The sequence below is a fragment of the Amycolatopsis ruanii genome (genome assembly GCF_003385175.1).
In the GTDB taxonomy this organism is placed as follows: Bacteria; Actinomycetota; Actinomycetes; order Mycobacteriales; family Pseudonocardiaceae; genus Amycolatopsis_E; species Amycolatopsis_E thermalba.
Genome location: NZ_PQHY01000059.1, coordinates 1 through 18,080 on the forward strand (window position 1 = coordinate 1; position 18,080 = coordinate 18,080).

Here is an 18,080-nt window from a genome sequence, read left to right on the forward strand (position 1 = left end):
GCGGTGGAGGCCGCGGAACGGTCCGAACTGGACCGTCGCGCCGCCCGGTTCCGGTCCGGCCGGTCGCCGGTGCCGCTGGCGGGACGGACGGCGATCGTCGTCGACGACGGGGTGGCGACCGGGGCGAGCGCGCTGGTCGCGGTGGCGGCCGCGCGGGCGGCGGGGGCGCGGCGGGTGGTGGTCGCGGTGCCGGTCGGGGCGCGGCAGGTGGTGACGGCGCTGCGGGCGGACGCCGACGACGTGGTGTGCCTGGAGTGCCCGGCGGCGTTCATCGCGGTGGGGCAGTGGTACGAGGACTTCACGCAGACCCCGGACGAGGAGGTCGCGCGGCTGCTGGCGGGCGAGCCCGGCGATCCGGACGCGGCGACCGGCGACGAGGAGGTCACCGTGTTCGCCGGGGCGGTGCCGCTCGGCGGGCGGCTGACGGTGCCCGAGTGCGCGGCGGGGATCGTGGTGTTCGCGCACGGCAGCGGCAGCGGCCGGTACAGCCCGCGGGCGCGGTCGGCGGCGGAACCGCTGCACCGGGCGGGGATCGCGACGCTGCTGGTGGACCTGCTGACGCCGAGCGAGGAGACCGACCGGGCGCGGGTGTTCGCCGTCGAGCTGCTGGCCAGCCGGCTGGTGGAGGTGACGCGGTGGGTGCGTGCGCGGACCGGCCCGCCGGTCGGCTACTTCGGCACGGGCACCGGGGCCGCCGCGGCGCTGCTGGCCGCGACGGACTACCGGGTGGAGGTGGCGGCGGTCGTGGCGCGCGGCGGACGCCCCGATCTCGCCGCGAAGCGCCTGGGATGGGTCCGCACGCCGACGATGCTCATCGCGGGCGCCCGCGTGGCCGCCGCGCTGGAGCTGTACCGGCGAGCGCACAGCCGGCTCCCCGGCGAGGCGCACCTGGCGGTGGTACCCGGGGCGACGCACCTGTTCGAGGAGCCCGGCACGCTCGACCAGGCGGCCCGCCTGGCCCGCGACTGGTTCCGCAGGTACCTGACACCGGTGACCATCGAGGGCGGTTAGGGCGAGCAGCTGCCCCGGCCGCGCCGACCAGGCCGCGATGCTCACGGCTGCATCGAGCGCCACGTGGCAGGGCGGTCAGCCGTGCCCCGCGCGTAGCCCGCGGTCGCCGGCGAGAGTGGTCCCCCCAGCGTGGCGCGCTGGAGCCCGGCGGCGCCGAGCAGGGCGTGGTGCGCCGATGCTCATGCCACGACCTGCCTCGCGCCGCCTCGCGGTCAGCCGTGCCCCGCGCGCCGCCCGGGGGTCAGCGGCGCGCGCGAGCGATCACGCCGCCCAGCGTGGCGAGCAGCAGTCCGGCCGCGCCGAGGAGGCCGTGGTGCCGCGAAGCCCACGGCTGCACCATCCGCCGCACCGCGCGGCGGTCGAAGCGGCCGTGCGCGCCGAAGTCGCGGCGCTCGTCGGCGGGCGACCACAGGTTCGCCGGCTGCGCGGGGTCGCGCCGCTGCCCGGCCTGCTGCGCTCCGTAGCCCGTGCGGGCCAGGTAGCGGTCCAGCAGCCCGGGCGCGAACTTGTCGCCGAGCAGGGTGGCCACCGTCGAGCCGCCGACCCAGTACTCGCGCCGCCCGGGGTGCTCGGCGGCGTGCACGATCGCCCGCGCCGCGACCTCCGGCTGGTAGACCGGCGCGACCGGCTGCGCCCGGCGCGGCAGCCGCGACAGCACCCAGTCGAACTGCGGCGTGTTCATCCCGGGCAGCTGCACCATCGTCACCCGCACCCCGGACCGCTCGTGCAGCAGCTCGCACCGCAGCGACTCGGTGAAGCCCTGGATCGCGTGCTTCGCCCCGCAGTAGGCCGACTGCAACGGGATGCCGCGGTAGGCCAGCGCCGATCCGGCCTGCACGATCACGCCCCGGTCCCGCGGCCGCATCCGGTCCAGCGCCGCCCGCGTGCCGTGCACGAACCCCAGGTAGGTCACCTCCGTGACCCGCCGGAACTCGTCCGGCTCCACCTGCGTGAACGGCGCGAACACCCCGCTGAACGCCGCGTTGACCCACACGTCGACGGGCCCCAGTTCCGCCTCGGTCCGGCTCGCCGCACGGTCGACGGCCGCGAAGTCGGCGACGTCGACCTGGATCGGCAGCGCGCGTCCACCGGCCCGCTCGACCTCCCGCGCGGCGGCCCGCAACCCCGCCTGGCCGCGGGCGAGCAGCGCGACGTCGTCACCTCGTTCGGCGAAGGCCCGTGCCGTCGCCCGGCCGACCCCGCCACTGGCTCCCGTCACCACCACGACTCCCATGCCTCCCGGCTACCCGGGCGGCGGCGGCCCTATCCGGTGGTTTTCCGGGAAGGCGGCCGGGTAGTAACGCTGTGTTCGCATCCCCGCACGCCAGGTGGTGGCCGGTGCTGGACCACACCGTTCTGCTCGACTCGGTGATCGAGTCGACGATCGCCCCGCAGGCCGACCAGGTCGACCGCGCCGGGCGGTTCCCGCGGTCGGGGATCGGCGCCCACGGCGAGGTCGGGCTGCTGGGACTGGCCAGCGCGTCCGCGGTGGGCGGCGGGGGCGCCGGCCTCGCGGAGACCGCGCGCGTGGTGGAGCGCGTCGCCGGGGTCTGCGGTTCGACCGCGATGGTCCTGCTCACGCACTACGCGGCCACGGCCGCGGTGGAGGCGCACGGCCCGCCCGCGGTGCGCGGCGCGATCGCCCGCGGGGAGCACCTGGCCACGCTCGCGCTCGGCGAGCCGGGCGACCGGTGCACCCTGCGGGACACCGAGCTGGACGGGGCCAAGAGCTGGGTGGTCGCGGCGGGCGAGGCGGACAGCTACGTGTGGATCTGTGGCACCGGGGTCGCGCTGGTCGGTCGCGACGTGCCGGGCCTGCTGGTCGGCGCGCCGTTCGACGGGGTCGGCCTGCGGGGCAGCGCGGCCACGTCGGTCACGGCGGACCGCGTCGAGGTTCCGGCCGGTTCGGCGCTGGGGGAGGTCCTGGAGGCTGTGCTGCCGGGTTACCTGGTGCTCGGCACCGCCTTCTCGCTGGGCCTGATCGAGGCGATGCTCGCCGAAGCGGCCGGGCACCTTCCGGGGCGGCCGGAGCTCGCCGCGCTGCGCACGCGGACCGACCTGCTGCGCGTGTTCCTCGGTGACACCGTCGCGGCGGTCACCACGGGCCGGCCCGATGCGCTGGTGCGCGCGGTGCAGGCCCGGATGGTCGCCGCGGAGACGGCCACCGACGTCGGTGACCGGCTCCTCCGGCTGTGCGGCTTCGCGGCGGCGCGCAAGGAGCTGAGCATCGAGCGCCACTTCCGGGACGCGCTCACCGCGCGGGTGATGACCCCCACGGGTGAGATGCTGGCGGAGATCATCGGCCGGGATGCCGTTGGCCAGCCACTATTCCGCTGAGCCGGTGTCCTCAGTGGACGGTCGGGAAGATTCCGCCGCCGGGACCGGCGTGTCGGCTTGCGTGTCGTCGAACAGGTGTTCTACTGTTCGACGCGGCCGGTCGGGGAGTGACGGGCCGCGAGAGAACGGCAGGGGAGTGGCGATGGCCTACAAGATCACACACGTGTCACGCGCGCAGGAGATCCGGTTCCCGACCCAGGCGGCGGCGGAGCACTACGCCGACCGCCTCGGCGGCGGACTGGAGAAGTGGCAGGTCCGCGAAGCGGGCGCCGACCTGTCCGGCACGACGGCGACGGAGCCCGCCCAGCGCGGCTGAGCCCGCGGGGGCGGTGCCCGGCTGGGGTTGTGGTGCGGGGCGTGGCTTTCCGGGAGCGGAGCTGCCCGGCGCAACCGTGGCCGAGGCAGCTCCCGCACCACCCGGCCTCACCGCCACGCGAACACCGGCTGCTCGAAGTGCGCGACCCGCGTGGTGCGGCCGTACAGCGCGGCCTCCCGGAACTGGTACAGCACCGCGGCCGTCGGGGCGTGCACCAGGTGTCCCACCAGCGGCAGCTGGATCACCGGCCGGTCCGACTCCGGGATCGTGAGGAACCGGGGCTCCACCGCCAGCTCCCGCACCCCGATCTCGTGCACGTGCGCGACTTCCTCCGGGTTCGGGCGCAGCCGCGCCGGGCCGGGCAGTCGCACGACCACCGGCGTGATCACGTACCCCGAACGCGTCGGGTAGTCGTCCAGCAGGCCGACGCAGTCCGCCCGCTCCGCGACCACCCCCAGCTCCTCCTCGAGTTCGCGCAGCGCCGCCCCGATCGCGTCCTCACCCGGGTCGACCCGGCCGCCCGGCAGCGCGAACTGCCCGGGGTGGGCGCGCATCCCGCTCGCCCGCCGGGTCAGCCAGATCACGGGGTCGTCCCCGGACACCACGATCGCGATCGCCGCCGCGCGCCGCCCGTCCAGCGGCACGGCCACCCGCGGGAACGCCTCGATCACGTCGGTCCGCACCCCACCGACCCTAGCCGGACCGCGCCACGGCCGTGGGTAATCTCGATCTCCCCGGGAACGCCGAGCGAGGAAAGGTGCCGATGACCCCGCCCCACCAGCCGACCCGGTCCCGCTACCGCCCCGAGATCGAGGGCCTGCGCGCGCTCGCCTGCGTCCTGGTGGTCGTCTACCACGTGTGGCTGGGCCGGATCTCCGGCGGCGTCGACGTGTTCTTCTTCCTCACCGGCTTCCTGATCACCGGGCAGCTCTTCCGCGCCGGGCAGCGCGGCCGCATCGACGTCCGCGCGCTGTGGCGCCGCACGATCACCCGGCTGTTCCCGGCCGCGCTCACCGTGCTGCTCGTGGTCGTCGCGGCCGCCGCGCTCGTGCTGCCGCAGGCCCGCTGGTTCGCCACCATCCGCGAGATCTTCGCCGCCGCGCTCTACCTGGAGAACTGGCAGCTCGCCGCGAACTCCGCCGACTACTTCGCCCAGCACAGCGACGCCAGCGTGGTGCAGCACTTCTGGTCGCTGTCCATCCAGGGCCAGTTCTACCTGCTCTGGCCACTGCTGGTGGCCGGCCTCGCCGCCGCCGCGCGGGGCCGCCTGCGCCCCGCCCTGACCGGCACCCTGCTGGTCCTGACCACCGCGTCGCTGGCCTACTCCGTGTGGCTGACCGCGGAGAACCAGCCGCTGGCCTACTTCTCCGCCCTCACCCGGATCTGGGAGTTCGCGCTCGGCGGGCTGCTCGCGCTGGTCATCGACGCGATCACCCTGCCCGCGGCACTGCGCGTCGCGCTCGGCTGGCTCGGCGTCGCCGGGCTCGTCGCCTGCGGGCTGGTGCTGCAGGTCGGCACCGTCTTCCCGGGCATCGCCGCCCTGTGGCCGGTCGCCTCCGCCGCGCTCGTGCTGCTCGCCGGTACCACCGGCAGCCCCGCCGGCGCCGACCGGCTGCTCACCGCCCGCCCGCTGACCTGGCTCGGCCGGCTCAGCTTCCCGCTCTACCTGTGGCACTGGCCGGTGCTGGTGCTCTACCTGGTGTACCGCGGACGGACCGAGGTGGGCCTGCTCGGCGGCGCGTTCGTCGTCGGCCTCTCGGTCGCGCTGGCGGTCGCCACGCACCACCTGGTCGAAACGCCGGTGCGCCGGTCACAGCTGGCCGTGCGCGGCGCGTACCGGTTCGCCGTGCTGGCGATGCTCCCGGTGCTCGCCGCCGCCGGCGCCTGGCAGGTCGCGGGCCTGGCCCGCTCCGGCACGCCCGCGGCCGGAGGTCTCGACCACCCCGGCGCACTGGCCCGCACGCCCGGGTTCGTCTACCAGGGCGCCGCCGACGTGGCGCCGGTGCCGTCGCTGCTGGCGTTGCCCGGCGACTGGGCCTGGATCGACAACTGCGCCGACTCACCGCGCGGCAGCGAGCTGCGGGTGTGCACCACCACCCCGGACGGCCCGCCGGAGAAGACGCTGGTCATCGTCGGCGACTCGCACCCCACCCAGTTCATCGCGGCCCTGGAACCGGTGGCGCAGCGGCGCAACTGGCAGCTGGTGGTGATGTCCCGGGGCGGGTGCCCGTTCTCCACCGAGTCCGAGATCGACCCGGACGACCAGGCCTGCCGCGACTGGAACGCCGCGGCCGCCGACGAGATCCTCGACCTGCGGCCGGACGCGGTGTTCACCACCGCCACCCGTGACGTGCGGGCCGGGCTCACCGAACGGACCCCGCCGGGGTTCGTCGCGCAGTGGCGGAAGATCGAGGCGGCCGGCATCCCGGTGCTCGCGGTGCGGGACAACCCGCGCTACGACTACGCGCCGTCGGAGTGCGTGGAGCTGCGCGGCGCGGACGCCCCCGAGTGCAACCCGCCGCGCGCCGACTTCTACGCCGACGAGCCGCCCTGGCTCTTCCTGGACGACGTTCCCCCGAACGTGTCGTTCCTGGACTTCAGCGACTACTACTGCGACGAGGCCGTCTGCCCGCCGGTGATCGGCAACGTGCTGGTCTACCTCGACGACAACCACGTCGGCGCGACCTACCTGGGCACCATGGACACGATCCTGGAACAGGCCATCGACGCCGCGCTCGGACCGCCGGACCCGGAGCCGCCCGCGCCGGCCTGATCGGCACCACCGGTAGAGCGGGTATCCGCCGTCCGGGTGGCCGAGTGCGCCCATCCGTGTGCTGCGCGCGGCCCCTCCGCGTGATTTCATTCGGTCCAAGGTTTGATGAACCCGCACGTGGGTAGCGACGGCGGCCGTTGACCAGACAGCGGAGGTGTCCGGGTCCTTGACCGACTCACTGGAGGAGCAGACGCCCGCCACGGCGGCGGTGCGGCTCGACGGCCCGGAGGGGCTGGCCCCGTTGCGCCGGCGGGTGCGCGCGATGCTCGCCGACTGCCCGGACCCGGTCGTGATCGACGTCGTCCTGCTGGTCGACGAGCTGGCCGCGTCGGCGTGCGTCACGGCGTTCCCGCCGTTCGAGGTCCGGTTGAGCCGGACCGCGGGCGTGCTGCGGGTGGAGGTCGACGGGGTGGGCGCGCCGCCGGAGCCGGGCATCGGCACCGGGGTGCTGGACACGATCAGCACCCGGTGGGGCACCGGGCCGGACGGGGTGCTGTGGGCGGAGCGCGAACTGGGCGCCGGGCTCAGCAGGAGCTGAGCGCCTCGTCGCGGGTGGCGTAGACCGGCAGGCGCTGGTCCAGACCGGTGATCGACAGCGGGCGCGCGGTCTGCCGCGTCGGGGCGACCACCCGGACGTCGGCATGTTCACTCGCCTGGGCGAGGGCGGCCAGGCCCGCGGAGCCGAGGAACTCCACCCCGCTGAGATCGACCACCGCGACCCGTGGCCGGTGCGCGGTCAGCTCGTCGAGCGCGCGGTTGAGCGGGGCGGCGGTGGCCACGTCCACGTCGCCGGCGACCTTCAGCACGGCGATCCCGGGCACGGGCCAGAACACCTGCAGGCGCAGGGCTCCCGGCGCGGCCCGTTGCGCGGGGACCCGGGCCCCGCGCCGGACGGCCGTGGTCACGGCACCGGTGGAGTTGCGCGCCGGGTGGGTCATGACTCTCCTCCCCGTCAGCCCTGTCTGGCCTGCTCTCTTCTCGTAGGGTAATCACCCTCGCACGGCGAGCACCAGTTCAGAGACGGTCACGCGGCTGGGCGAAATGTCGCGTGCCGGGCACCAGGGCGGCCGCCGCGGGCGCGAGCAGGCACACCAGCGCGCACGCCCCGAGCACCGGTCCGGGGCCGAATTCCGCCATCGCGGGGGCGATCAGGGCCAGTCCGGCCGGGGCCAGGCCGTAGGACAGCAGGAAGTCCAAAGCGGACACTCGGGCCAGCCGGGACGGGTCGACCTCGCGCTGGATCGCGGTGAACCACGGGACGTTGAACAGTTCGATGCCCACCCCCGCGACCGCGTAGGCCGCCACGACGACCGCCGGGTGCACCGGCAGCAGCAGGCTCAGCGGGGCGGCGGCGTAGGCGGCCAGGCCGGCCAGTGCCGTCCGGCCCGCCGACGCGGGCGTCCACCGCGCGAGCAACAGCGCACCGGCCAGCGCGCCGAGGGTGTAGGCGGTGGTCGCCGCGGCGAGCACCGCCTCCGAGCCGTACCGGTCGCGGCTGATCAGCGGCAGCGCCACCCCGGTGGCCGAGTAGCCGGTGGCGATCACGGCGGTCAGCGCGAACAGCCCGGCGACGAACCACGGGTGGCGGCGGGCTTCGCGGATCCCGTCGGCGAACTCGGTGACCAGCGACGCGCGCGCCGCGGGGACGGCCGGGAGCGGGCGCCCGGCGGGCGGGACGACCGCGGCGGCCAGCCACAGCAGCCCGGTGCCCCACAGCAGGGCCGGGACCGGCAGCACGGTCGCCAGCAGCGCGGTCAGGCTCGGCGCGACGAGGGTGGTGACGCGCACCGACAGGGTGATCGCGGCGTTCGCGCGCTGCCGGGCGTCCTCGGCGACCACCTCGGCGGTCAGGGCCTGGAACGCGGGGCGGCACGCGCCCTGCCCGGCTCCGGCGACGGCGGCCGCCACCACGGCCACGGCGAGCGAACCGCTCAGCCCGGCCCCGATCACCGGGCTGGCCACGGCCGCGGCCACCCCGGCGGCGGCGACCACGCGCCGCCGCGCGAGCCGGTCGGCCAGCACGCCGCCGACCGGGACGGCCGCGAGGAACCCGATCGTGCGGGCGGCGAGGAGCACGCCCAGACCGGCCGGGGTGAGCGTGGAGTCCAGAACGGCCAGGCCGAGGACGAACGGCAGCGCCCAGGTCGCCAGCCCGGAGGCCGTGGTGCCGCACCACAGGCGCAGGAACGCGGGATCACGCAGGACGGGAGCGGTCACGGCGGCGGGGTTCCTCCTCGGTCGGCGGCACATCCGGACGAGACTCTAGACGAAAATGATTATCGTTTGTAACATCGGGTCCGGTTCACGAAGAGTAAGCGGTTTCCGCCGCCGTCCTTCGACGGTGGTAACGACAAGGGGGTACTCGTGACGGTCACCGCGACCGGCGCACCGCCGGCCCGAGCCGTTCCGGGTGTGCTCGCCGTGCCCGTTCTCGTCGTCGTGCTCGGGGTGTCCGTCGTGGTGGGGGTCGCTCTCGGTCCCACCGTGATCCCGCTGCCGGACACGCTGCGGTACCTCGCCGCCGCGCTGACCGGGGGTTCCCTCGACGCCGCGGAGATCACCGGGTACTCGATCGTGTGGCAGGTCCGCACACCGCGCGTGCTGCTGGCCGCCGTCGTGGGCGCCGGGCTGTCGGTGATCGGTGTCGCCGTGCAGGCCATGGTGCGCAACGCGCTCGCCGACCCGTTCATCCTCGGCGTCTCCTCGGGCGCGTCGGTCGGGGCCAGCGCGGTGGTGTCCTTCGGGCTGTTCGGTGCGCTCGGCGTGTACGCGTTGTCGGCCGCGGCGTTCCTCGGCGCGCTCGAGGCGTCGGTCCTGGTCTACGTGGCCGCCCGCGGCCGGGCCGGCCTCACCCCGCTGCGGCTCGTGCTCACCGGTGTCGCGCTCGCCTACGGGTTCCAGGCGCTGATGAGCGTGATCGTGTTCTTCGCGCCGTTCGGCGAGGCCGCCCGCTCGGTGCTGTTCTGGCTGCTCGGCAGCCTCGGCGGGGCGACCTGGGGATCGCTGCCGGTCGCGGTGGCCGCCGTGGGGCTCGCGGTGGTGGTGCTGCTGCGGCGCAGCCGGGCGCTCGACGTGCTGGCTCTGGGTGACGAGTCCGCCGCGAGCCTCGGGCTCGACGCCGACGCCCTGCGGCGGGAGCTGTTCCTGCTCACCGCCGTCGTCACCGGCGCGCTGGTCGCGGTCAGCGGCGCGGTCGGCTTCGTCGGCCTGGTCCTGCCGCACCTGGTGCGGATGGTGGCCGGACCGGGCCACCGGCGGGTGCTCGTGCTCGCGCCCCTGGCCGGGGCGATCTTCCTGATCTGGGTGGATCTGGCCTCCCGCACCCTGTTCGCGCCGCGCGAGCTGCCGCTCGGGGTGATCACCGCGCTGATCGGGGTGCCGGTGTTCGTCGGCCTGCTGCGCGGCCGCGGCTACCTGTTCGGAGGCCGCTGATGGACCTCGCCCTCGACTCGGTCACCGTCGAGGTCGCCGGCCGCAGGCTGGTCGACGCGCTCAGCCTCAAGGCCGGCGACGGCGAGGTGGTCGGGCTGGTCGGCCCGAACGGCAGCGGCAAATCCACCGCGCTGCGCTGCGTCTACCGGGCGCTGGCCCCCAGCTCCGGCGCCGTCCTGGTCGGCGGGACCGACCTGAGTGGACTGTCCACCCGGGACAGCGCGCGGGTGGTCGCCGCGGTCACCCAGGAGGCGGGCAGCGACCTGGACTTCACCGTCGCCGAGATCGTCGCGATGGGCCGGTTCCCGCACCACCCCGGCAACCGGGCGCTGAGCGAGCGCGAGCACGACCTCGTCCGCCGGTGCCTGGAGCGGACCGGCGTCGCGCACCTGGCCGGGCGCGGCATCCAGTCGCTGTCCGGCGGCGAGCGCCAGCGCGTGCTCATCGCCCGCGCGCTGGCGCAGGAACCGCGGATCCTCGTCCTCGACGAGCCGACCAACCACCTCGACGTGCGTCACCAGGTCGAGCTGCTGTCGTTCCTGCGCACCTGCGGGCTGACCGTGCTGGTCGCCCTGCACGACCTGAACCTGGCCGCGGCCACCTGCGACCGCGTCGCCGTGCTGCACGAGGGGGAACTCGCGGCCGCCGGCCCGCCCGGCGAAGTACTCACCCCCGAGCTCGTCCGCCGTGTTTTCGGCGTGACCCCGGTGCTGGTGACCCATCCGGTCACCGGGGTCCCGCAACTGCTCTGGACGTTCACCGATCGAGGAGGAAGCCCGTGAGAGGGCGTTGGACAGCCGTGCTCGCGATCGCGGCGGTGGCACTCACCGCGTGCGGCGCGCAGGTGCGGCCCGGCGGTGACACCGGCCCGGCGCCGGTGACCGTCGAGAACTGCGGCCACGCGATCACCTACCCGCTGCCGGAGCGCGCGGTCGCCTACGACATGAGCAGCACCGAGAAGATGTTCGCGCTCGGGCTGGCCGGCCGGATGCGCGGCATCGTCATGCCCCGCACCGCCGAACCCGCCGTGGCGCGGTCACCGTACGTGGCCGACTACCGGTCGGTGGAGACCCTGAGCACCGACGTGCTCAGCTTCGAAACCGTTGTCGCCGCGCGGGCCGACTGGGTGCTGGCCGGGTGGAACTCCGGCTTCAGCGAGGCCCGCGGCATCACCCCGGCCAAACTGGACGGTGTGGGCATCCGCAGCTACCAGCACACCGAGAGCTGCTTCAACTACGGCGACCGGCCGGTCAAGGTGCCGCCGCTGGAAGCGCTCTACACCGACCTGCGGCAGATCGGGCAGATCTTCCACGTCGGCGACCGCGCCGAGGCCCTGGTGGCGGACCTGCAGGCGCGGGCCGCCGCGCTGCGGGCGAACGCGCCGGCGGGGGAGCCCGCCCGGGTGTTCATCTACGACTCCGGCACCGACCAGCCGTTCACCTCCGGCAACCAGGCCGCGCCGGACACCATCGTGTCCCTGGCCCGCGGCCGCAACATCGCCGGGAACCTGGACGCCCGCTGGACCACCATCGGCTGGGAACCGGTCGTGCAGGCCCAGCCCGAGGTGATCGCCGTCGTCGACTACGGCGACCGCCCGGTCGCGGACAAGATCGCGTTCCTCAAGTCGTTCCCGCCCCTGGCGGACACCCCGGCGGTGCGGGAGAACCGCTTCCACGTCCTCGACTACGGCGAGGCCGTGAGCGGCCCGCGCAACCTCGACGCCGCCGAAAAGCTCGCCGCCTACCTGCGTTCGATCGGACGATGACCGGAAAGGCCGGAAAGGACACTGTGGACACCGTGGACACTGCCCGGATCGACCAGCTCCCGCCGCCCCTGCCCGCCGAGCGGATCATCGCGCTCAACCAGCCGAAGGCCGACCTGCACACCACCCGCCGCTACACCTGGCGGGGATGGGAGTTCACCGCGCCGCCGGGCGTGTTCCTGCCCGGCGGGACCAGCCGCATGATCCACGAGCGGGTCCTGGACGGCACCATCGAGGTCCGCGACCGCGTCTACGCCGCCATGGGCTGCGGGCTCGGCGTCGAAGCCGTCGCCGCCGGAGTGCGCGGGGCCCGGGAGATCTACGCGATCGACGTGCACCCGGACAGCGTCGAGGCCACCCGCCGGCACTACGAGCGGATCGCCGGGCCGCGCCAGGGCACCCGGTTCGTGCCGGTGGTCGCCGACCTCTTCGACGGTTTCCCGGACGGCGTGCGGCTGGACGTCGTCACCTTCAACCCGCCCGCGGTGAGCCAGCCGGTGAGCGACGACCCGGACGTCGTGCGCAACGTGTGCGCCGGAGCCCCGCTGCTGGAGCGGTTCTTCGCGCTGCTGGCCGGACGCGACCTGCTCGCGCCCGGCGGCGAGGTGTTCGTCATCGTGTCCAACACCGCGGACCTGCGCACGATCGTGCGGGACGCGGCCGGGCACGGGTTCACCACCGAGGTGGCGCACTGCCACGACTGGCAGGACGGCGTGCTCACCTACCTGTTCCGGCTGCGGCGGGAGGCGGCGTGAGCACCGTCGGCGCCCTGACCGCCGAGGTGCTCGCCGGCAAGCACGGCCCGGACCCGGCGGAGCTGACCGTCACCAGCGTCTTCTGGCTGCACCACGGCACCCGGCTGGCCGGCGGGGACGTGACCTACCGCAACTCCTACGTCCTCGTCCGGCTGGGCGCGGCGTTCGGGGCGTGTGCCTTCGAAACCGGTGAACTGGCGCCGGAGATCTGCGCGGAGTTCTCCGGGGCGCCGCTGGACGAGCTGCTGCGCCAGGAGCTGCGTCCACTGCGGATCGCCGCGCTGGACGCGTACCTGTCGGCGGCCGCGCCGCACGAGCAGCAGCCCGCGGCGGAGCCGGTGATCCTGCCCGCCGGCACGCCCGAGGTCCGGGCCCGCGCCCGGGACGCGGCGCGCGCCGGGCTCCTGGACCTCGGGCCGGGCGCGCGGGTGGGGCTCATCGGCGTGGTGAACCCGCTGGTCGCGGCGATCCGCGAGCGCGGCGGGACCTGCCTGCCGTGCGACCTGAACCTGCGCCGCACCCAGTGGGGCGATCCGGTGACGCCGGAGATGGGGAAGGTGCTCGACGTGGCGGACGCGGTCGTGGCGACCGGGATGACGCTGGGCAACGGGACCTTCGACGAGATCGTCCGCCGCTGCCGGGAGCGGGCGGTGCCGCTGGTCGTCTACGCCCAGACCGGCAGCGCCGTGGCGCGGGCGTTCCTCGGTGACGGGGTCAGTGCCCTGTCCGCGGAACCGTTCCCGTTCTCGCAGTTCAGCGCCGCGCCCACGGTGCTGTACCGGTACCGGGCGGCGGCGTGACCGGTGTGGGGTACGCACCCGGGCACCACGGGGAGATCCTGCAGGGCGTCTTCCGCGACGGTGACCGCCGCTGCCGCGGGCTGGTCACGCTGCCCGTGCCGGGGGCGGTGACGCGCGCCGAGTTCGTGCCCCGGCCCGGCCCGCTGACGGTGGTCCCGGCCGACCGGGTCAAGGCGCGGCGGGCCGCCGAACTGGCCGCCGCCGCGTGCGGCCGCCCGGCGGGCGGGGCGTTGCGGCTGGACAGTGGATTACCGGTCGGGCTGGGGCTGGGATCGTCCACCAGCGACATCCTGGCCACCGTGCGGGCCGTGTCGGCGGCGTTCGGCACGGCGCTCGCCCCGGAGGCGGTCGCGCGGATCGCGGTGCGGGCCGAGCACGCCAGCGACCCGATCATGCTCGGCGGTGGTGCGGTGCTGTTCGCGCAGCGGGAGGGGCGGGTGCTGGAACGCCTCGGCCCCGCGTTGCCGGCCGCGGTGGTGGTCGGGTGCGTGACCGGCGGTGGCGCGCCGGTGGACACGCTCGCGCTGGACTTCGCCGGTGACGTGGCGGCGTTCGAGCGGCTGCGGCGGATGCTGCGGCTGGCGATCGCGACCGGGGACGTCGCGCTGCTGGGCCGGGTGAGCACCGAGAGCGCGCGGCTGAACCAGCGCGTGCTCGCCAAGGACGAACTGCCGGAACTGGAACGGATCGCGGCGCTCACCGGGGCGGCCGGCGTGCAGGTCGCGCACAGCGGCAACGTGGCCGGCCTGCTGTTCGACCCGCGCGGCGGCGGGGACCGGTTGCGCCGGTGCGTCCGCGCGCTGCGGGCCGCCGGGTTGCCGGTGACGCGCCTGTTCACGACGGAAGGGAAGGATGCACGACCACATCGCCGAGGCGATCGCGCGGCCGGCTCTGGTCCGGACCGGCGAGCGGCTCGTCTGCCTGCGGTTTGAGACGATGAAGGTGGTCTCCGCGCTGGAGGCCGTGCGGCATCTGCTGCGGACCGGCGTGGTCGCGCCGGGGGACACCCTGGTCGACAGTTCCAGCGGGATCTACGCCTACGCGCTGGCCCTGGCGTGCCACCGGTTCGGGTTGCGGTGCCACATCGTCGGATCGACCACAGTGGACCACACGTTGCGCACGCAGCTGGCGGTGCTGGGCGCGACGCTGGAGCAGATGCCGCCGGCGGCCGATCTCAAGCTCGACCAGGACCGGCGGGTGCGGCGGATCGGGGAGATCCTGCGCGCGCACCCGGACTGGCACTGGATGCGGCAGTACCACGACCGCGTGCACTACCTGGGGTACCGGGCGGTGGCTGAGGAGATCGCGCGGGAGCTGGACGCGTCGCGGCTGATCGTGGTGGGCGGGGTCGGGTCCGGTGCGTCGACCGGGGCGCTGGCGACGTGGTTGCGGTCGTCGGCGCCCGGTGTCGGCCTCGTCGGGGTGCAGCCGTTCGGGAGCATCACGTTCGGCAGCGAGCACGTCGCCGATCCGGACATCATCATCGCCGGGATCGGCAGCTCGATCCCGTTCGGGAACGTGACGCACGAGCTGTACGACACGATCCACTGGGTGGGGTTCTCCGCGGCGCTGTCCGGAAGCGTGGACCTGTTGCGCCGGCACGCGATCTTCGCCGGGCTCTCCACGGGCGCCGCGTACCTGGCCGCGCGCTGGGAACGCGACCATTCGGACCGCACGGTGGTGTTCATCGCCGCGGACACCGGGCACCGGTACGTGGACACGGTGTTCGCCCGGCACGCGGAGGCGGCCCCGGTGGCGTCCCTGGCGCCGGTGGAGCCGGCCACCCGGGCGGGCCTGGCGTTGCCGTGGTCGCGCATGCGCTGGCCGGCGCCCGCGTGATGCGTTTCGGGCGGGTGCGCACGCCGAGGGAGTCCTGACTTCGTCTCAGGTGGGCGCGCCCATCCCGAGGGAGTCGGTGCCGGGGCGGAGGTGGAAACCCCGGTGCGGGGCGGAGGGCGCACATCCGCCGCCGAGGCGGTGCCGGTGGCGTCCCTGGCGCCGGTGGAGCCGGCCACCCGGGCGGGCCTGGCGTTGCCGTGGTCCCGCATGCGCTGGCCGGCGCCCGCCTGACCCCGGCTCGGGCGGGCGCGCGTACGCCGACGAAGTCCGGACCCCGTCTCAGGCGGGCCCCCGCGCGCCCACGAAGTCCCCGGCTCAGGCGGGTACCCGCACCCCGACGAAGTCGATCTCCCGTCGCAGGCGGAAGCCCAGCGCCGCGTACAGGCGGATCGCGCTCGTGTTGTCCGCCGCCGCGTGGAGGAACGGGGTTTCGCCGCGTTCCCGGATTCCGTGCGCCACCGCGAGCACCAGCCGCGTCCCCAGCCCCTGCCCGCGGAACTCCGCGTCCGTGCAGACCGCGCTGATCTCGGTGTACCCCGGCGGGTGCAGGCGCTCCCCGGCCATCGCGATCAGCCGTCCCGCGCGGCGGAAGCCGAGGTAGGTGCCCAGCTCGACCGTGCGCGGCAGGAACGGCCCCGGCCGCGTCCGCGCGGCCAGCGCCAGCATGTCCGGCACGTCCGCCGCCGTCAGCCGCACCGCCTCCGGGTCCGGCGCGGTCTCCATCGGCCCGGCCACCATCTGCACGCCCGGCACGGCGAACTCCACCGCCCAGCCCGCCGGCGCCGGCAGCCGCGGCCCGGGCAGCGACAGCACACCGCCCTCGGCGGCCAGCTCGGCCAGGTCCTTCCACGCCGTTTCGTCCGCGTCGTCCGGCATGCCCGCCCACGGCGAGACCGCGGGGTCGTACCGCACCGCGGTCCCGTGCGACTCGGCGAACCGCGCGTGCGGTCCGGTCAGCGACGCGTAGGCCGGGTTGTCCAGGGGAGAACTCACGCCCCGACGGTACCGGTCACCCACCCGCCGCCGGTGCCACACGTGAGCGGGGACGCACACCGAACCCGGCGGCCCGGTAACACTCGTCGACCAGTGTCATCGTCGCGACCGCGTCCGCCAGGCCGTTGCGCGGCGGCGCACCCTCCCGCACGTACGCCGCGAACGCCTCCAGCTGGTACGAGTACGACGGGCGCCGCCCGAGGTGCTCGACCCGGTCGCCCACCAGGATCCGGTCGTCGGTGTCCGGGCGCACGAAGTTCACCGCGGTCGCCGCACCTCGGGTGCCGGTCAGCCGCAGGCCGAACCGGACCTCGCCCGCGGCCATGTCGCAGCGCACGGTTCCGGCCGCCCCACCGGGGAACGCCAGCCGCGCGTCCATCGCCTGGTCCACCCCGGGCCGCCGCGCCGTCCCGCTCGCCGACTTCAGCTCCGCCGCGCCGCCCGCCCACGGCGCGAGCCCGCGCAGCGCGTGCAACCCGTAGCAGCCGACGTCCATCAGCGCGCCGCCCGCCAGCTCGAACGACCACCGCGGGTCGCCGTCGGCGGGCGCGGGGATCAGCAACTCGGCCTCGGCGCGGCGCAGCTCACCCAGCTCGCCGGAGTCCAGGATCTCGTGCAGCCGCGGCAGAACCGGGTGGTAGAGGTAGTGGAACGCCTCCATGACGCACACCCCGGCCTCCTCCGCCGCCTCGGCCACCTGGCGGGCCTCTTCGGCGTTGGCGGCGAAGGGTTTCTCGGTCAGCACGTGCTTCCCGGCGCGCACCGCGGCGAGGTTCCACGGCCCGTGCAGCCCGTTCGGCAGCGGGTTGTAGATCACGTCGATCTCGTCGTCGGCGAGCAGCTCGGCGTAGGAGGCGGCGACCCGTTCCACACCGTGCCCGGCGGCGAACGCCTCGGCGCGGGCGCGGTCCCGCGCGGCGACGGCCACCAGCCGGTGCCCGGTTTCGCGGGCCGGCGCGGCGATGGCGGTCCCGGCGATGCGCGCCGCGCGCCCAGGATGCCGATGCGGAGTGGTTCCACCGAGAAACCCCCAGGTACTCCGGTGCGCGGTCGTCCGGCGCACAGCCTAGCGTGGGGGCATGGCTCGCACCCGCGTGTACCGCCACGGCGTTCTCGAGGCCGAGAACTTCCCGGCGGCCGAAATGTCCGAGTATCTCCAGGATCCGGCGACGGTGGTGTGGCTCGACCTCGCCGCACCGACCGAGGCCGACCTGGCGACCATCAGCGAAGAGCTCGGCCTGCACCGGCTCGCCGTCGAGGACGCGGTGCACGAGCACCAGCGGCCCAAGCTCGACCGGTACTCCAGCCACGCGTTCCTGACCGCCTACGCCGTGCGGCTGGACACCGGGACCGGCGTGCTGAGTTCCAGTGAGCTGGCCGCGTTCCTCACCGATCGCGCGCTGGTGACCGTCCGCAAGGACGAGCACTTCGACATCGAGGCGGTCGTGGACCGCTGGGACGCCTCCGCCGACCTCGCCAAGGGCGGCGTCGGCTTCCTCGTGCACGGGCTGCTGGACTACATCGTGGACACCCACTTCGAGGCGGTGCAGGCGATGGACGACCAGATCGAGTCGCTCGAGGACGGGGTGTTCGCCGAGCACGTCGACCACACCGGCATGCAGCGCCGGTCGTTGCGGCTGCGCAAGAGCCTGGTGTCGCTGCGGCGGGTCGTGCTGCCGATGCGCGAGGTGGTGAACTCGCTGATGCGCCGCGACCACCACCTCGTCGACGAGATGCTGATGCCGTACTACCAGGACGTCTACGACCACGTGCTGCGTGCCTCGGAGTGGACCGAATCGTTGCGGGACCTGGTCACCACGATCCGCGAGACGCAGCTGAGCCTGCAGGGCAACCGGCTCAACCTGATCATGAAGAAGGTGACCAGCTGGGCGGCGATCATCGCGGTGCCCACGGCCATCACCGGGTTCTACGGGCAGAACGTGCCCTATCCCGGGTTCGAGCAGCCGTGGGGGTTCTGGCTGTCCACCGCCGTGATCGTGGCGCTGTCCGGCGCGCTGTACGCGATGTTCAAGCGGCGCGACTGGCTGTGAGCCGTCCGGCC

At 74.8% G+C, this 18,080-nt stretch carries 19 protein-coding genes; 13 read left to right on the forward strand and 6 right to left on the reverse strand.

Going from position 1 to position 18,080, the window contains the following annotated elements:
• The coding region (locus tag D0D28_RS26015) for a phosphoribosyltransferase family protein (RefSeq protein WP_116113251.1) at positions 1 to 1,011 on the forward strand (1,011 nt) is incomplete at its 5' end.
• Positions 1,012 to 1,252: 241 nt separating this feature from the next.
• Here the strand turns inward: D0D28_RS26015 and D0D28_RS26020 are convergent.
• On the reverse strand, positions 1,253 to 2,245 hold the full coding sequence (locus D0D28_RS26020; protein ID WP_116113253.1) for an SDR family oxidoreductase: 993 nt from the start codon (positions 2,243 to 2,245) through the stop codon (positions 1,253 to 1,255).
• Positions 2,246 to 2,349: 104 nt separating this feature from the next.
• On the opposite strand from D0D28_RS26020, the gene D0D28_RS26025 reads away from it, so the two are divergent.
• Positions 2,350 to 3,348: an acyl-CoA dehydrogenase family protein gene (locus tag D0D28_RS26025; protein ID WP_240323355.1), complete on the forward strand. Its 999-nt coding sequence runs from the start codon at positions 2,350 to 2,352 to the stop codon at positions 3,346 to 3,348.
• Positions 3,349 to 3,490: 142 nt separating this feature from the next.
• On the forward strand, positions 3,491 to 3,664 hold the full coding sequence (locus D0D28_RS36290) for a hypothetical protein (RefSeq protein ID WP_167481527.1): 174 nt from the start codon (positions 3,491 to 3,493) through the stop codon (positions 3,662 to 3,664).
• Between the two features lie 107 nt (positions 3,665 to 3,771).
• On the opposite strand, the gene D0D28_RS26030 is transcribed toward D0D28_RS36290, so the two are convergent.
• Positions 3,772 to 4,347 (reverse strand): NUDIX hydrolase, encoded by a 576-nt coding sequence (locus D0D28_RS26030; RefSeq protein ID WP_116113255.1) that lies wholly within the window; start codon positions 4,345 to 4,347, stop codon positions 3,772 to 3,774.
• An 80-nt stretch (positions 4,348 to 4,427) separates the two neighbouring features.
• Here D0D28_RS26030 and D0D28_RS26035 point away from each other — a divergent pair, with 80 nt between their 5' ends.
• Positions 4,428 to 6,437: an acyltransferase family protein gene (locus tag D0D28_RS26035; protein WP_094008365.1), complete on the forward strand. Its 2,010-nt coding sequence runs from the start codon at positions 4,428 to 4,430 to the stop codon at positions 6,435 to 6,437.
• A 166-nt stretch (positions 6,438 to 6,603) separates the two neighbouring features.
• Entirely contained in the window at positions 6,604 to 6,975 is a 372-nt protein-coding gene (locus D0D28_RS26040; RefSeq protein ID WP_233157490.1) for a hypothetical protein, read from the forward strand.
• Here D0D28_RS26040 and D0D28_RS26045 read toward each other — a convergent pair.
• Positions 6,962 to 7,375, reverse strand: coding sequence for an STAS domain-containing protein (locus D0D28_RS26045; RefSeq protein ID WP_094008363.1), 414 nt, complete (start codon positions 7,373 to 7,375; stop codon positions 6,962 to 6,964). The genes D0D28_RS26040 and D0D28_RS26045 overlap by 14 nt on opposite strands.
• A 76-nt stretch (positions 7,376 to 7,451) precedes the next feature.
• Complete coding sequence (locus D0D28_RS26050; protein WP_116113258.1) at positions 7,452 to 8,654, reverse strand: MFS transporter; 1,203 nt, start codon at positions 8,652 to 8,654, stop codon at positions 7,452 to 7,454.
• 147 nt (positions 8,655 to 8,801) lie between these two features.
• Between D0D28_RS26050 and D0D28_RS26055 the strand changes: the two genes are divergently transcribed.
• The 7 genes from D0D28_RS26055 to D0D28_RS26085 are packed head-to-tail and all read left to right on the forward strand — an operon-like array spanning position 8,802 to position 15,025.
• Positions 8,802 to 9,869, forward strand: a complete 1,068-nt coding sequence (locus D0D28_RS26055) for a FecCD family ABC transporter permease (RefSeq protein ID WP_116113260.1) — start codon at positions 8,802 to 8,804, stop codon at positions 9,867 to 9,869.
• A complete protein-coding gene (locus D0D28_RS26060; protein WP_116113263.1) occupies positions 9,869 to 10,651 on the forward strand; it encodes an ABC transporter ATP-binding protein in 783 nt (260 codons plus the stop codon). The genes D0D28_RS26055 and D0D28_RS26060 overlap by 1 nt, the downstream gene beginning before the upstream one ends.
• On the forward strand, positions 10,648 to 11,634 hold the full coding sequence (locus D0D28_RS26065) for an ABC transporter substrate-binding protein (RefSeq protein ID WP_430732406.1): 987 nt from the start codon (positions 10,648 to 10,650) through the stop codon (positions 11,632 to 11,634). Before D0D28_RS26060 ends, D0D28_RS26065 begins: the two co-directional genes overlap by 4 nt.
• Entirely contained in the window at positions 11,631 to 12,386 is a 756-nt protein-coding gene (locus D0D28_RS26070; protein WP_240323356.1) for a methyltransferase, read from the forward strand. Before D0D28_RS26065 ends, D0D28_RS26070 begins: the two co-directional genes overlap by 4 nt.
• Positions 12,383 to 13,186: a Rossmann-like domain-containing protein gene (locus tag D0D28_RS26075; RefSeq protein ID WP_116113272.1), complete on the forward strand. Its 804-nt coding sequence runs from the start codon at positions 12,383 to 12,385 to the stop codon at positions 13,184 to 13,186. Before D0D28_RS26070 ends, D0D28_RS26075 begins: the two co-directional genes overlap by 4 nt.
• A gap of 5 nt (positions 13,187 to 13,191) precedes the next feature.
• A complete protein-coding gene (locus D0D28_RS26080) occupies positions 13,192 to 14,118 on the forward strand; it encodes a GHMP kinase (protein WP_240323357.1) in 927 nt (308 codons plus the stop codon).
• Positions 14,039 to 15,025 (forward strand): pyridoxal-phosphate dependent enzyme, encoded by a 987-nt coding sequence (locus tag D0D28_RS26085; protein ID WP_116113277.1) that lies wholly within the window; start codon positions 14,039 to 14,041, stop codon positions 15,023 to 15,025. The genes D0D28_RS26080 and D0D28_RS26085 overlap by 80 nt, the downstream gene beginning before the upstream one ends.
• 315 nt (positions 15,026 to 15,340) lie before the next feature.
• Here D0D28_RS26085 and D0D28_RS26090 read toward each other — a convergent pair whose 3' ends face one another.
• Positions 15,341 to 16,018, reverse strand: coding sequence for a GNAT family N-acetyltransferase (locus D0D28_RS26090; RefSeq protein WP_116113312.1), 678 nt, complete (start codon positions 16,016 to 16,018; stop codon positions 15,341 to 15,343).
• A gap of 16 nt (positions 16,019 to 16,034) precedes the next feature.
• Positions 16,035 to 16,946 carry a Gfo/Idh/MocA family protein gene (locus D0D28_RS26095; protein ID WP_240323358.1) on the reverse strand — a complete coding sequence of 304 codons (912 nt, stop codon included), beginning with the start codon at positions 16,944 to 16,946 and terminating at the stop codon, positions 16,035 to 16,037.
• A 151-nt stretch (positions 16,947 to 17,097) separates the two neighbouring features.
• On the opposite strand from D0D28_RS26095, the gene D0D28_RS26100 reads away from it, so the two are divergent.
• Positions 17,098 to 18,069, forward strand: coding sequence for a magnesium transporter CorA family protein (locus tag D0D28_RS26100; protein ID WP_094008353.1), 972 nt, complete (start codon positions 17,098 to 17,100; stop codon positions 18,067 to 18,069).
• Positions 18,070 to 18,080: the final 11 nt, after the last annotated feature.